The organism is Pseudonocardia alni, assembly GCF_002813375.1.
Classification (GTDB): domain Bacteria; phylum Actinomycetota; class Actinomycetes; order Mycobacteriales; family Pseudonocardiaceae; genus Pseudonocardia; species Pseudonocardia alni.
This window is the reverse complement of record NZ_PHUJ01000003.1, coordinates 2,736,806-2,750,226: the sequence shown is the minus strand read 5'-3', so window position 1 is coordinate 2,750,226 and position 13,421 is coordinate 2,736,806. Positions and strand designations below refer to the sequence as shown.

Here is a 13,421-nt window from a genome sequence, read left to right as displayed (position 1 = left end):
AGAGTAGGCGCGACCCCCGACGCGCCGGATAGCGTCCGGGCATGCCCGGCTCCCCGCCCGCCGACCTGGCGTCGCTGACCCGTCGCTACCTGGCCCCCGCCACCCCGGACTGCCCCACGTTCGTCGAGGACACCGGGTGGGAGCCGATCGTCGACGGCGTCGACTACTTCGCCCGGCTGCGCGCGCTGTTCGACCGGGCCGGGCCGGGGGACACGGTGCTGGTCACCGGTCTGAACCTGGAACCGGACATGGATCTGAACGGTCTCGACCCCGACGAGGACGGCTACGAGGCCCTCGCCGACCGTTTCGCCCGTCTGGTCGACGCCGGCGTGGACGTGCGGGTGCTGCTCACCGCGGCGCTGTTCTCCGGATCGGTGCCCGGCGTGGCGATCGGCCCGTTCCGGGCCAACGCGTTCGCCGCGCTGGAGCTGCGCCGCCGCCCGCAGCTCGCCGGGCGGGTGCTGCTGGACTGGTCCGGCTCGGGCATCGGCTGCCACCACCAGAAGGTGGTGCTCGCCCACGTCGGCGGGGAGCTGACCGCGTTCGTCGGCGGGCTGGACCTGTCGGCCAACCGGTTCGACGCCGAGCCGCACGACCGGCTCTCGATCGGCGAGGAGCGCTGGGGCTGGCACGACGGCGCCGCCGCGCTGCACGGGCCGGGCGCGGCCCGGGTGTGGGAGGTGTACCGGGGCCGGTGGACCGAGGCCGCGACGCTGCCGCCGCGCCGGTTCATGGTCACCCCCACCGACTGGGAGCCGATGAACCCCGAGCCGTTCCGGCGCGACCTGCCGCCGTCGCCGCCCGCCCCGCCGCGGTCCGCCCCGGGGACCGCGGTGCAGGTGCTGCGCTCGCTGCGGCCATGGAAGATCGACCACTTCGGGATGCTCTACCGGCGGCACTGGACGGTGCTGCCCCGCAACGGCACCCAGGAGGTCTTCCACACGCTGTCCACCGCGATCCGCGGTGCGCGCCGCTACGTCTACCTGGAGGACCAGTACTTCTTCGAGGTCCCGGGCGGCCGCCGGGCGTTCCGGCTCTACGGGCTGCTGCGCGACGCCGCCGCCCGCGGGGTGAAGGTCGTGCTCGTGTGCTCGGGGCGCAAGGACCCGGTCGACGCCGGGGTGAACAAGTTCCGCCGTCGCGTCACCGGTGACGTGCAGCGTGGTGTCATCGACCAGCTCGACCCGGCCGACCGCGGCAACGTGATCATGCACCGGATCGAGGACCTCACCGTCCACACCAAGCTGGCGCTGGTCGACGACGTCTTCGCCTCCATCGGGTCGGCCAACTTCTTCTCCCGCTCGATGCGCGGCACCGACACCGAGCTCTCGACGGCGTTCGTCACCACCGGCGACCAGGTGCGCGACCTGCGGGTACGGCTGTGGGCCGAGCACCTGCGCACCGAGCTGACCGACGAGCTCGCGCCCCGGCTGGCCGATCTGGACCTCGCGCTGGGCATGTGGCGCCCGGAATGGCTGCCACCGGACGCACCGGCCGGGACCTGGCGGGTGCCCGGCTACCCCGCCGGGTTCGCCCCGGCCGAACGGGTGCTGGTGCCGGTCGGTCCGTGGCCCGAGCCGTCGCCGCGGCCGTTGCGCCGCGCGGCCCACGGGGCGCGGCGCGGGGCGGCGAAGGTCGCCGACTCGGGGCGGCGGCGCCTGTCCTCGTCCTGACCGACGGGTGTTGGCAACCGCGTCGTCCGGGGGCGAGGATGTGACGACCCGCACCGAACCGCCCGAGGAGTACGACGTCGTGACCTCAGCCGCCGCAACCCCCGCCGTCCCGTCCTACGCGTCCGGGACCTCGGACACGCCGTTGCTCGGCGACACCATCGGTGACGACCTCGACCGCACCGTCGCCCGCGTCCCCGACAACGACGCGCTCGTCGAGGTGCAGACCGGACGCCGCTGGACCTACCGCGAGCTGCAGAAGGCCGTCGACGACCTGGCCACCGGGCTGCTCGCCGCCGGTCTCACCGTGGGGGACCGGGTCGGTATCTGGTCGCCGAACACCGCGGAGTGGACGCTGACCCAGTTCGCGACGGCCAAGATCGGCGTCGTCCTGGTCAACATCAACCCGTCCTACCGGACCCACGAGCTGGAGTTCGTGCTCAAGCAGGCCGGGATCTCGACGCTGGTGTCGGCGTCGTCGTTCAAGACCTCCGACTACGAGAAGATGATCGCCGAGGTCCGGGCGAACTGCCCCGACCTGCAGCGCGTCGTGATCACCGGTTCCCCCGAGTGGGACGCGCTGGCCGCGGGCGACGCCTCCCGCCGCGACGAGCTGGCGCAGGTGCAGGCGTCGCTGACGGCCGACGACCCGATCAACATCCAGTACACGTCCGGGACGACCGGGTTCCCGAAGGGCGCGACGCTGTCGCACCACAACATCCTCAACAACGGCTACTACGTCGGCCGGACCTGCGGGTACACCGAGGCCGACCGGGTCTGCATCCCGGTGCCCTTCTACCACTGCTTCGGCATGGTCATGGGCAACCTCGCCTGCTCCACCAGCGGCGCGACGATGGTCATCCCGGCGCAGGGCTTCGACCCGAAGGCGACCCTGCACGCCGTGCAGCAGGAGCGCTGTACCTCGCTCTACGGGGTGCCGACGATGTTCATCGCCGAGCTCAACGACCCCGGCTTCGGCGACTACGACCTGTCCAGCCTGCGCACCGGGATCATGGCCGGCTCGCCGTGCCCGGTCGAGGTGATGAAGCAGGTCGTCGACCGGATGGGCATGACCGAGGTGACCATCGCCTACGGCATGACCGAGACCAGCCCGGTGTCCACCCAGACCCGCGCCGACGACTCCGTCGAGCGCCGGGTGTCCACGGTCGGGCGGGTGCACCCGCACCTGGAGGTCAAGGTCGTCGACCCGGAGACCGGCCGGACGCTGCCGCGCGGCGAGCCGGGCGAGCTGTGCACCCGCGGCTACTCGGTGATGCTGGGCTACTGGGAGCAGCCGGAGAAGACCGCCGAGGTCATCGACCGCGCCCGCTGGATGCACACCGGCGACCTCGCCGTGATGGACGACGAGGGCTACCTCAACATCACCGGCCGGATCAAGGACATGGTCATCCGCGGCGGCGAGAACGTGTACCCGCGCGAGATCGAGGAGTTCCTCTACACCCACCCCGACGTCGTCGACGCCCAGGTCATCGGTGTCCCCGACGAGCGCTACGGCGAGGAGCTCTGCGCCTGGGTGGTGCTGCGCGAGGGCGCCGCGCCCCTGACCGCCGACACGCTGCGCGAGTTCGCCACCGGGAAGCTGGCGCACTACAAGATCCCGCGCTACGTGCTCGTCGTCGACGAGTTCCCGATGACGGTCACCGGCAAGGTCCGCAAGGTCGAGATGCGGGAGAAGTCGGTCGGGCTGCTGGACCTGGAGGGTGCGGCGAACGTCCGAAACGCCTGACCCCCGGACGGGTCCCAGGCGTACCATCGGTGACGGCGCGTCCGGCGAGCCCGGGCGCGTTTGTCGTGCACGCAGCAACACAGCAAGCAGGAATCGAGGACGACGGTGCCCACCGGCAGGGTGAAGTGGTACGACGCGGAGAAGGGCTTCGGCTTCCTCTCCCAGGACGGCGGTGAGGACGTCTACGTGCGCAAGGCGGCGCTGCCGTCCGGCGTGGAGGCGCTCAAGTCCGGCCAGCGGGTCGAGTTCGGGATGGCCGAGGGCCGTCGCGGGCCGCAGGCGCTCTCCGTGCGCATCGTCGAGAAGCAGGCGTCCGCGGTGGAGAACGCGCGCCGCCCCGCCGAGGAGCTGCACGGTCTGATCGAGGACATGATGGGTCTGCTGGAGAACAAGATCCAGCCGGCGTTGCGGCACGGGCGCTACCCGGACCGCAAGACCTGCAAGCTGGCCGCCGAGGTCGTGCGGGCCGTCGCCCGCGACCTGGACGGCTGACCGCTCGCCGCCGGGCGCCCGGACCCGCGGTGGCACCCGGGTGCGGCGGAATGGCGGCGGGTGCGCGCGGTGTTGGGGCGAACGTGCGCCTGTCGATGTTGGACCGCTCGCGGACGCGGGCCGGGGAGCCCGACGCCGCCGCGGTCCGTGGCACGGTGGCGCGGGCCGTCCGCGCCGAGCAGCTCGGCTACCACCGGTTCTGGGTGGCCGAGCACCACGCCGTGCCCGGGATCGCGTCGGGCAGCCCGCCGGTCCTGATGGCCGCGGTGGGCGCGGCGACCTCGCGGATCCGGGTCGGTTCGGGCGGGATCATGCTGCCCAACCACCAGCCGCTCGTCGTCGCGGAGCAGGTGGCGCTGCTGGAGGCGCTGCACCCCGGGCGGATCGACCTGGGCATCGGCCGCTCGCCCGGGTTCACCGAGCCGGTCCGCCGCGCCCTGCGCGCCGGCGGGGCCGACGACGCGCAGTTCCGTGCCGCCCTCGACGAGCTCCGCTCCTTCCTCGACGGCAGCGGCCCGGTGACGGCCCGGCCGCGGCTGGAGCACGCCGTCCCCCTGTTCCTGCTCGCCACCGGCGCGGGACTGCGGCTGGCCGGGGACCTGGGGCTGCCGGCCGTCGTCGGCGGCCCGGTACTCGACGACCCGGCGGCGCTGGCGGACTACCGCGAGCGGGCCGGGGACGCGGCGCACCTGGTGGTGTCCGTCGACGTGCTCGTCGGGGACCCGCAGCTGGCGCTGTCCGAGGCGTGGGCGCACGCCGCGGCCCGCACCACCGGGGAGTTCCCGCCGCTGGAGCCGCCGGACCCGCACCGCGTGACGACCCGGCGCCAGCGCGAGACCGTGGACCGGGCGCTGGCGAACGCGATCGCCGGCGACTCCGACACCGTCGCCGAGCGGCTCGACGACCTCGTGGCCCGCACCGGCGCCGACGAGCTGCTGGTGTTCTCCTCGACCCACGACCGCGACGCGCAGGCCGACTCCGACGCCGCGCTGGCCCGGCTGCTCGGCGCGGGCCGCTGAGATCCGGGTCGCGCCCGCTCAGCCCTGCTCGCCGACCAGCACCCAGGTCGCCCGGACCGGGAACTGGATGTCGGTGCTCGCCGGGTCGATCGACGGCGGCGCCCCGAACACCTGCACCTGCGCGGTCACGAGCCGGTCGCCCGGCTCGGGCAGGGAGAGCGTGAAGTCGGTGCGGGTGTCCGGCGCGGCGATCGCGCTGCGCTGCTGGACCGGGGTCGGGTCGGTGCCGCGGGTGAACGCGTAGGCGACCTGCCAGGGCGCGGAGGAGACCTCCTCGGGCACCGTGATGCGGACCTCCGTCCCGGGCGGGACCTGTGCGGTCACCCGGGCGTTCGGGGCGTCCTGGCAGTTCTGCAGGCTGGTGTCGCAGAACTGGGTGGGCGCGGCGGTCAGCGAGGTGCCGCCGACGTCGAACGTCACCGTCGGGGCCTCGCCGCCGCACCCGGCGAGGACGAGGGCGGCCGCGGCCAGGGTCCCGGCCAGCACGCCGGCGGACCGGCGGGGGCGCGGTCGGGGGCGGGTGATCACGCCGACCAGCGTACGGATCCGGGCCCGGCGCGCGGGTGGGCCCTCAGCGGGCGACGGCCGGGCGCGGCCCCAGGCCGGGCACCAGCGAGGTGCCGCGGCGCACCAGCGCGGCCTGCAGCGCGAACACCGCCACCACCCCGGTCACGATCACGAACCCGGTCCGGAAGGTGTCGTGCGGGGCGAGCACCCCGATCGCGCCGCCCAGCACCCAGGCCAGCTGCAGGACCGTCTCCGACCGCCCGAACGCCGACGCCCGCGCGTCCTCGGGCAGGTCGCGCTGCACCACCGCGTCGAGGCAGACCTTCGCCAGCGCGCTCGCCGTCGACGCGACCAGGGCCGCGACCACCGCCGTCGGGACGCCCGGCAGCAGCGCCACCGCCGCCGCGGCGAGCACGGCCGCCGCGGCCGCCGCGAGCACCACCGGCTCGACCCGGGAGAAGCGGCTGCGTGCCCCCACCGCGTTGCCGGCGAACAGCCCGACGCCGGCGGCCGCGCCGACCATCCCGATCACCAGCAGCTGGCCCGCGGGATCGCCGTCGGGGGACTGCTCGGCCCCGGCCTTCACCACGAACGCGACGAACAGCGTGAGGAACCCGGTCAGCACCCGCACCGTGCTCGTGCCCCACAGCGCGACGAGCACCGCCCGCGTCGCGGGGGCGCGGGACCGGCGCTTGCCCGGCCGGGCGGCGGGCACCGCCGCGGTCACCTCGCCCGCGGTGGACTCGACCCGGCGGGGGATCCGCAGGCAGAGCACGGCACCGGCGACGCCGAGCACCGCCGTCCACCACAGCGGCCCGGCGCCGCCGACGGCCAGCGCCGCGGCACCCGCGACGGCCCCGGCGACCCCGCCCGCGGCCATCCCGAACGTCGTGAGCCGGGAGTTCGTCGTCGCCAGGGTGATCGTCGACGGCAGCACCCGCGGGGTCACGGCCGCCTTGAGCACCAGGAACGACTTGGACAGCACCATGATCCCCAGCGCGGCCGGGTAGAGCAGCCAGTCGTCGAGGTGGAACACGAGCACCACGGCGAGCACCGCGCGGCCGGCGCAGGACACCGCCATCGCGATCCGCCTGCCCCGCTGCAACCGGTCCAGCGCGGGACCGATCACCGGCGCCACCAGCGCGAACGGCGCGACGGTGATCGCCAGGTAGAGCGCCACGTTCGCGGTGGACTCCGCCGTCGCCGCCGCGAAGAACAAGGTGTTCGCCAGCGCGACGGCGACCGCCGCGTCGAGCGCGTAGGTCAGCATCGTGGCGTAGGTCAGCGCCGTCAGCCCGGACCGGTCGGCGCCGTCGGCGGTCGCGGCGCGCCGGAACAGCGCGACCGCGCGCCCGCCCAGCTCGCGGGTGCGGTGCACGGCGACCCGGGTGACCGTCAGCCTGCGGGGGACCGTGGCCGGGCCGGGGCGGGGCAGCTCGTCGGTGGCGGCACCGGCGGAGCACGCACGGCGCAGCGCCGGGTCCGAGGCGATCGGGGTGGTGATCGGGGCGGTGGTCGGGGTGGTGGTCGGGGTGGTGCGCGGGGCCGGGCCACGTCTCGACCCGGCCGCCCGGCGGCGGCTGCGGAACGGGTTCGGTGCCACGCGGTCATTGTGCAGGCGGGCACCGACGGTTCCGGCGATCCCGCCGGGTGGTGTCACCCGCCCGGCGCAGCGCCGGTCAGGCCGGGGGCAGCGGGACCCGCACCCGGAACGTCGCCGGCCACAGCTTTCCGGTGAGCAGGTACTCGTCGCCGTCGACGTGGGCGATGCCGTTGAGCACGTCGGCCCCGGCCCGCTGCCCGGCCGGCAGCAGCCCGGTCGCGTCGACGACGGCGTCGACCACCCCGGTCGACGGGTCGATCCGCACCAGGTCGTCGGTCTGCCAGACGTTGGCCCACACCCGGTCACCGACGCACTCCAGCTCGTTGAGCCGGGTCACCGGGGCGCCGTCCAGGGTGACGGCCACCGAGCCGGTCCCCGCCAGGTCGGCCGGGTCGTGGAAGAACAGCCGGTCGGTGCCGTCCGAGCGCACCACGCGGTCGCCCAGCAGGCACAGCCCCCAGCCCTCGCCGTCGACGGGCACCTCGCGCAGCGGCCGCAGCGTCGCCCGGTCCCACTCGACCGCCACCCCGTCCTGCCAGGTCAGCTGCCAGATCCGGTCCCCGACGACGGTGATGCCCTCCCCGAAGTACGCCGGCGGCAGCGGGCTCGCCGCCCGCACCGCGCCCGTCGCCGGGTCCAGCGCGCGCAGCTGCGAGCGCCCCACCCGGCCGGTGCCCTCGTAGAGGGTCCCGTCGCGCAGCTCCAGGCCCTGGGTGAACGCCTGCGGGTCGTGCGGGATCTCGGCGAGGATCTGCGGACGGACCACCGGAACGGGGCCCGGGTCGGGCAGCCCCGTCGCCGGGGCTGCGGCCCCGCAGGCCGCCAGGGCCAGCAGGAGGGGGAGCAGCCCCGTCACGGAGGGGCGGCGGAGCAGCGCTCGGGCGGGCACCCGCCCAGGATGCCCGGGCACGGGTGGCACACTGGTGAGGTGAGCACTGGTGAGGTGGGTGTCGAGGTCGGGGACTCCGGTGACGAGCGGGCGGAGACGCCGCAGCCCCGGGTGACACCCGCGCCGTCGCACCTGTTCGACGCGGTGGACGAGGCGCGGGCCGCGGCCGTCGAGGAGGCGGCCGACGAGCTGGGTGACGAGGCGGCCGTGGCCGCCGTCGGCGCGCACCTGGGCACGACCGTCGAGGACGACGGCTCGGTCACCCATTCCTTCGCCGCACACCTGCCCGGCTACCGCGGCTGGCGGTGGGCGGTCACCGTCGCCGCCGCGGCCGGTGACGGGCCGGTGACGGTCTCGGAGTCGGTGCTGCTGCCCGGCTCGACCGCGCTCGTCGCGCCCGACTGGGTGCCGTGGGACCAGCGCGTGCGCCCCGGTGACCTCAAGCCCGGCGACCTGCTGCCCACCCCGGCCGACGACCCCCGCCTGGTGCCGGGTCACGTCGACTCCGGGGACCCGGCCGTCGACGCGCTGGCCCGCGAGGTCGGCCTCGGCCGCGAGCGGGTGCTGTCGTTCGAGGGCCGCGTCGCCGCCGCCGAGCGCTGGCAGGACGGGGAGCGCGGCCCGGCCGCCGACCTCGCCCGGTCCGCCCCCGCGTCCTGCGGGACCTGCGGGTTCCTGGTGCCGCTCGCCGGGTCGCTGCAGGGCGTGTTCGGGGTCTGCGCGAACGGCTCCTCCCCGGCCGACGCCCAGGTCGTCGCCGTCGGCTTCGGCTGCGGTGCGCACTCCTCGGTCGCCGAGCCGTCCGGCTCCCCGGTCCACGTCTCGGCCCTGGTCTACGACGACGGCGTCGACCTCGAGCCGGTCGGGTCCTGAGCCCTCCCGGCGTCGCGGACGGCACCGACCCGTTCGGCACGGCGGCGCTGCGGGACGGGGTCCTGGCGGCCTGGTCGTCGTCGCCGACCCGGTTCCGTGAGGACGTCAACGCCGAGGACGACCTGCGCCGCGGCGGGTACGCCGACACCTGGGTCGCCGAGCTGCTCCAGAACGCCGCCGACGCCGCGCTGGCCGCGGACCTGCCCGGCCGGGTCCGGGCCGTCGTGGTGGACGGTGAGCTGCGCGTCGCCAACACCGGTGCCCCGCTCGACGCCCCCGGGGTCGCCGCGCTCGCCGCGCTGCGGGCCTCGGCCAAGCGGGACGCCGCCGGAGCGACCGGCCGGTTCGGCGTCGGGTTCGCCGCCGTGCTCGCCGTCTGTACGGCCCCCCGGCTGGTGACGGCGGCCGGGGCCGTCGCGTTCTCGGCCGCGCGGACCGCGGTCGAGGTGGCCGGGCTGGGCGGTGCCGCGGCCGCCGAGCTGGCCCGCGACGCCCGGGTGCCGGTGCTGCGGCTGGCCTGGCCCGCGCCGGAGGAGGAACCGCCGCCGCCCGGGTTCGCCACCGAGGTCCGGCTGCGCCCGGCGCCCGGCACCGACCCGCACCACCTGCTCGACGAGCTCGCCCGCACCGCCGGGGACCTGCTGCTGGCCCTGCCCGGCCTGGAGTCGGTCACGGCGGGCCCGGTGACCGTCGCCCGCACCGACCTCGGCGACGGCCGGGTGCGCGTCGGCGACGCCGGGTACCTGCTGGTCACCGGGGACGCGGGCGTCCGGTGGGCGCTGCCGCTGCACGGCGACCGGCCCGCCCCGTACGGACCCGACGACGGCGAGGTCCTGCACGCCCCCACCCGCAGCGCCGAGCAGCTGTCGCTGCCCGCCCGGCTGGTCGCACCGCTCCCGCTCGACCCGGACCGCCGCCGGATCCGTGCCGACGACCCGGGCGTCGACGTGCTGGTCGACGCCGCGGCGGCCGCCTACGCCGACCTCGTCCGGCGCGTCGGCCCCGCCGACCGCACCGCCCTGGTGCCGGAGCCGGGCTTCCCGCGCTCACCGCTCGACGGCCGGCTGCGCGAGGCGGTCACCGCGGCGCTGACCCGCACCCCGTGGCTCCCCGCCGCCACGGGCGACGCGGACGTGCTCGCACCGGAGCGGGCCGAGTGGCTCGACGTGCCCGCCGACGGGCTGCCCGAGCTGCTCGCCGCGACCGGTCCGGCGTTCGCCCGGCTCGTCGCGTCCGGGGTCCTCCCGCCCGCCGGGCTCGGCGTGGACCGGATCGGCCCCGCCGCGCTGGCGGAGCGGCTCACCGGCCTCGAGGCGGATCCGGGCCGGTGGCGGGAGCTGTACGCGGCGCTCGCCCCGGCCGCCGACACCGTCCCGGGGCTGGCCGCCGAGCTGGGCGCGCTGCCCGTCCCGCTCGTCGACGGCCGCCTGGTGCCCGGGCCCGCCTCGGTGCTGCTCCCCGTCGGGGGCGACCCGGCAGGGGCGGCGGCGCTCCCCGAGCTGCGGATCGCCCACCCCGGCGCCGTCCACCCGCTGCTGCGCCGCCTCGGCGCCGCCGACGCCGACCGCGACACCCTGCTCGACGCGCCCGCGCTGCACGCCGCCGTCGAGCGGTCCGTCGACGACGCCGAGGCGGGCCTGGACACCACCGCGGCGGCCCGCGCCGTCCTCGCCCTGCTCGACACCCCCGGCGCCGCGCCGGACCCGCGGTTCGGGGCCCTCGCCCTCACCGACGAGGACGGCCGCCCCGCCCGCGCCGACGAGCTCGTCCTGCCCGACGCCGCCCTCCGGGACCTGCTCGACCCGGACGCCCCCGTCGGGGTGCTGGGGCCGGAGTGGGCCGACGTGCCCCGCGACGCCCTGGTCGCCGCCGGCGTGCTGGACCGGTTCACGGTCGTCGCGTTCGACCCCGACGTGCTGCACGACGCCGAGCACTACCCCGGCGACGGCGACCCTCCGCCCGCCGTACGCGACCTCGACCTCGTCGCCGACGACCGCTGGCCCGCGGCGCTGGCCCTGCTCGCCGGCGACCGCGACACCCGGGCCGCGCTGCTCACCGGGTACACCGCCTGGTGGCTGTCGCGCCACGTCCGCCTCGGCGGCCGGCTGGCCGGCACGTGGCGGCTGCGCTCGGCGACCGGGCTGGCCGGGCTCTACGACGAGGTCAGGGCCCTGCCCGGCGTCGACGACGCGGTGCTCGCCGCCGCCGGCGTCCGGGACCGGGTCGTCGTCGACGGGCCGGACGAGGTCACCGAGCTGCTCGACCGGCTGGCCGACCCGGCGCGCGCGGTGACCGGGGAGGTCGCCGCGGCCGCCTACTCCGCGCTCGCCGCGGCCGTCGCCGACGGCCGGGTGGACCTCGACGACGTCGACCCACCGGACCGGGTCCGCACGGTGACCGGGTCGGTCGCGCCGACCGACCGCGCCGTCGTCCTCGACGCGCCGTGGGTGCTGCCCGCGCTGGACGCGCTGCCCGCCGTCCCCGGCGGGCCCGACCCCGCCGCCCTCGCGGAGCTGCTCGACGTGCCGCTGGCCTCGGACCGGGTCGCCGGGACCGCCCGCGGCACCGGCACCCCCGGCCCGTGGACGGCCGACCCCGAGGTCGTCCTGGCGCTGGCCGCGCTGGGGGAGACCGCGCCCCCGGGGCGGCTGCACCGGCACGACGAGCTGGTCGTCGACCTCGACGACGGCGGGACGGTGACCGTCCCGGCCTGGCCCGGCCGCGGCGACGACTGGCACGCCGCGGACCCGCTGCGGGCGCTGGTGGCTGCGCTGGCGCTCCGGCGCCGTGTCAGGATGCTCGGGTGAGTGAGCGACTGCCCCGACGGGTCGCGGTGCTGTCGGTGCACACCTCCCCGACCGAGCAGCCCGGCACCGGCGACGCCGGTGGGATGAACGTCTACGTCGCGCAGACGGCGATCCGGATGGCCCGCCGCGGCGTCCAGGCGGAGATCTTCACCCGCGCCACGTCGTCGGAGCAGCCACCGACGGTCGAGCTGGAGCCCGGCGCGACGGTCCGGTTCGTCGCCGCGGGCCCCTTCGAGGGCCTCGGCAAGGACGACCTGCCGAGCCAGCTGTGCGCCTTCACCGCGGGGGTGCTGCGGGCCGAGGCCCGCCACGACCCGGGCTGGTACGACGTCGTGCACTCCCACTACTGGCTGTCCGGTCAGGTCGGCTGGCTGGCCCGGGACCGCTGGGGGGTGCCGCTGGTGCACTCCGCGCACACCCTGGCCAAGGTCAAGAACGCCGCGCTCGCCGCCGGGGACACCCCCGAGCCGCGGGTGCGGGTGATCGGCGAGGACCAGGTCGTCGCCGAGGCCGACCGGCTGGTGGCGAACACCGAGATCGAGTCCAAGCAGCTGCTGGACCTCTACGACGCCGACCCGCGCCGCACCGTCACCATCCCGCCCGGGGTGGACACCGACCGCTTCCGGCCCGGGGACCGCGCCGCGGCCCGCGCCGAGCTGGGCCTGCCCGCCGGGGCGATGGTGCTGGCGTTCGTCGGACGCATCCAGCGGCTCAAGGCCCCCGACGTGCTGCTGCGCGCCGCGGCCGAGCTGGCCGCGCGCGCACCGGGTCTGCGGGAGCGCCTCGTCGTGCTCGTCGCGGGCGGGCCGTCCGGGTCGGGGCTGGCCGAGCCGACGTCGCTGCACGAGCTGGCGGCCGAGCTGGGGATCACCGACCTCGTCCGGTTCCTGCCGCCCCGGGCCGGCGACGAGCTGGTGACGGTCTACCGGGCGGCCGACGTCGTCGCCGTCCCGAGCCACAACGAGTCCTTCGGGCTGGTCGCGCTGGAGGCCCAGGCGTGCGGGACGCCGGTGGTGGCGACCCGGGTGGGCGGGCTGCCGGTCGCCGTCGCCGAGGGCCGGTCCGGGCTGCTCGTCACCGGGCACGACATCTCCGACTGGGCCGACGCGCTGGGCGAGCTCGCGCTCGACCCGGGCCGTCGCGAGCAGATGGGGCGGACCGCGGCGACGCACGCGCACCGCTTCTCCTGGGACCGCACGACCGACGCCCTGCTGGGCGCCTACGACGAGGCCCGCACCGAGTTCGCGGCGCGGCGACGGGGGGACGTATGAGCGACCTGGAGCAGCGGATCGGGGCCGCGCTGGCCGACTCCGGCGCCGAGCACGTCCACCGCGGGCCCGGGCAGTGGCTGGTCACCCTCCCCGGCGAGGCCCGGCTCCAGACCCAGACCTGGCTGATCCTGCGCGAGCAGACCCTCGCGGTGCAGGCGTTCGTGTGCCGCAGGCCCGATGAGAACCACGAGGGCGTCTACCGGTTCATGCTGCTGCGCAACGCCAAGCTCTACGGCGTGCACTACTGCCTGGACCGGGTCGGGGACATCCACCTCGTCGGGCGGCTGGCGCGCCACGCCGTCACCGCGGACGAGCTCGACCGTGTCCTCGGCTCGGTGCTGGAGGCCGCCGACGGCGACTTCAACACCTTCCTGGAGCTCGGCTTCGCCTCCTCGATCCGCCGCGAGTACGCCTGGCGCAGCGAGAACGGCGAGTCGACCGCGAACCTGACCGCGTTCGAGCACCTCTTCCGGTGACCCGCGGGTAACTTTTCACCGCGCCACGACGACGGTACGGGCGCGGTGCCTCTAGCATGACGCCGAA

The 13,421-nt window shown here is 76.4% G+C and carries 11 protein-coding genes; 8 read left to right on the top strand and 3 right to left on the bottom strand.

The features are described from left to right. Positions 1 to 41 precede the first annotated feature (41 nt). From ATL51_RS13720 to ATL51_RS13705, 4 genes are all read left to right on the top strand, one after another. A complete protein-coding gene (locus ATL51_RS13720; RefSeq protein WP_073576597.1) occupies positions 42 to 1,673 on the top strand; it encodes a phospholipase D-like domain-containing protein in 1,632 nt (543 codons plus the stop codon). 79 nt (positions 1,674 to 1,752) lie between these two features. Then, on the top strand, positions 1,753 to 3,417 hold the full coding sequence (locus tag ATL51_RS13715; RefSeq protein ID WP_100880696.1) for an AMP-binding protein: 1,665 nt from the start codon (positions 1,753 to 1,755) through the stop codon (positions 3,415 to 3,417). 105 nt (positions 3,418 to 3,522) lie between these two features. Continuing rightward, the gene (locus ATL51_RS13710) at positions 3,523 to 3,909 is read left to right on the top strand and encodes a cold-shock protein (RefSeq protein WP_062398128.1); all 387 of its coding nucleotides are present in this window, start codon (positions 3,523 to 3,525) and stop codon (positions 3,907 to 3,909) included. Positions 3,910 to 4,004: 95 nt separating this feature from the next. Beyond that, positions 4,005 to 4,928 (top strand): MsnO8 family LLM class oxidoreductase, encoded by a 924-nt coding sequence (locus ATL51_RS13705; RefSeq protein WP_301549019.1) that lies wholly within the window; start codon positions 4,005 to 4,007, stop codon positions 4,926 to 4,928. An 18-nt stretch (positions 4,929 to 4,946) separates the two neighbouring features. On the opposite strand, the gene ATL51_RS13700 is transcribed toward ATL51_RS13705, so the two are convergent. The 3 genes from ATL51_RS13700 to ATL51_RS13690 all read right to left on the bottom strand — a co-directional run bounded on the left by ATL51_RS13700 (position 4,947) and on the right by ATL51_RS13690 (position 7,927). Beyond that, positions 4,947 to 5,456: a DUF2771 family protein gene (locus ATL51_RS13700; RefSeq protein WP_073576595.1), complete on the bottom strand. Its 510-nt coding sequence runs from the start codon at positions 5,454 to 5,456 to the stop codon at positions 4,947 to 4,949. Between the two features lie 43 nt (positions 5,457 to 5,499). Beyond that, a complete protein-coding gene (locus ATL51_RS13695) occupies positions 5,500 to 7,038 on the bottom strand; it encodes an MFS transporter (RefSeq protein ID WP_208622980.1) in 1,539 nt (512 codons plus the stop codon). A 76-nt stretch (positions 7,039 to 7,114) separates the two neighbouring features. After that, a complete protein-coding gene (locus ATL51_RS13690; protein ID WP_301549018.1) occupies positions 7,115 to 7,927 on the bottom strand; it encodes a glutaminyl-peptide cyclotransferase in 813 nt (270 codons plus the stop codon). A gap of 39 nt (positions 7,928 to 7,966) precedes the next feature. Here ATL51_RS13690 and ATL51_RS13685 point away from each other — a divergent pair, with 39 nt between their 5' ends. From ATL51_RS13685 to ATL51_RS13670, 4 genes are read left to right on the top strand one after another with little or no spacing between them, the layout of a single operon-like run. After that, positions 7,967 to 8,800 carry a DUF3027 domain-containing protein gene (locus ATL51_RS13685; protein WP_322789678.1) on the top strand — a complete coding sequence of 278 codons (834 nt, stop codon included), beginning with the start codon at positions 7,967 to 7,969 and terminating at the stop codon, positions 8,798 to 8,800. Next, positions 8,698 to 11,607, top strand: coding sequence for a sacsin N-terminal ATP-binding-like domain-containing protein (locus tag ATL51_RS13680; protein ID WP_392567401.1), 2,910 nt, complete (start codon positions 8,698 to 8,700; stop codon positions 11,605 to 11,607). The genes ATL51_RS13685 and ATL51_RS13680 overlap by 103 nt, the downstream gene beginning before the upstream one ends. After that, positions 11,604 to 12,878: a D-inositol-3-phosphate glycosyltransferase gene (mshA, locus tag ATL51_RS13675; RefSeq protein WP_100878798.1), complete on the top strand. Its 1,275-nt coding sequence runs from the start codon at positions 11,604 to 11,606 to the stop codon at positions 12,876 to 12,878. The genes ATL51_RS13680 and mshA overlap by 4 nt, the downstream gene beginning before the upstream one ends. Then, entirely contained in the window at positions 12,875 to 13,354 is a 480-nt protein-coding gene (locus ATL51_RS13670; RefSeq protein WP_073576590.1) for a type III secretion system chaperone family protein, read from the top strand. Before mshA ends, ATL51_RS13670 begins: the two co-directional genes overlap by 4 nt. Positions 13,355 to 13,421 lie beyond the last annotated feature (67 nt).

What these genes read in the sequence shown, in the direction of transcription:
- ATL51_RS13720 (WP_073576597.1), top strand. Translation starts at nt 42, where the DNA reads ATGCCCGGCTCCCCGCCCGCCGACCTGGCGTCGCTGACCCGTCGCTAC.
- ATL51_RS13670 (WP_073576590.1), top strand. Translation starts at nt 12,875, where the DNA reads ATGAGCGACCTGGAGCAGCGGATCGGGGCCGCGCTGGCCGACTCCGGC.
- ATL51_RS13705 (WP_301549019.1), top strand. Translation starts at nt 4,005, where the DNA reads ATGTTGGACCGCTCGCGGACGCGGGCCGGGGAGCCCGACGCCGCCGCG.